This window comes from Bradyrhizobium cosmicum (assembly GCF_032290525.1).
Taxonomy (GTDB): Bacteria; Pseudomonadota; Alphaproteobacteria; order Rhizobiales; family Xanthobacteraceae; genus Bradyrhizobium; species Bradyrhizobium cosmicum_A.
The window spans coordinates 1-447 of the sequence record NZ_JASXTA010000088.1; the positions used below are offsets into that span (position 1 = coordinate 1).

General features: G+C 58.8%; 1 pseudogene. It reads left to right on the forward strand.

Features of this window, described 5'->3' with window-relative positions:
• Nucleotides 1-367, forward strand: a pseudogene (locus tag QSV46_RS39160) (thermonuclease family protein); the annotation flags it as partial.
• Between the last annotated feature and the right edge of the window lie 80 nt (nt 368-447).

Here is a 447-nt window from a genome sequence, read left to right on the forward strand (position 1 = left end):
GTCCGCGGTCGAGGGCGTGGCGAGAAATGCCAAATTGGGCATCTGGGCTGAAACCACGGCCATAAAAAACGCGGAAAGTCCGGGCGATATTCTGGCCGCGATTGGGCAGTTTACGGTGGTCGAGGGCAGAGTGTTGTCCGTTCGGCAGGCAGGGGCAATGACCTACCTGAATTTCGGGCGGAACTGGACACGGGACTTTGCTGCGACTATTTCAAGGCGCATCATACCGGCGTTCGAGAGCGCCGGCCTTGGACCTAAGTCGCTCGAAAATCGACGGATTCGTGTCCGCGGCGTTGTCTCGTCGCGGGGAGGACCACGGATTGAAGTGCTTCGGGTGGGGCAGATTGAAGTGCTGGGCGGGAAATAGCGCTTGATTCGAAGGCTTACGCATCGGTCTTCGCTGGGATCACGCGCAAAGAAGAGGGGATGAGAACACCGATCCCGATC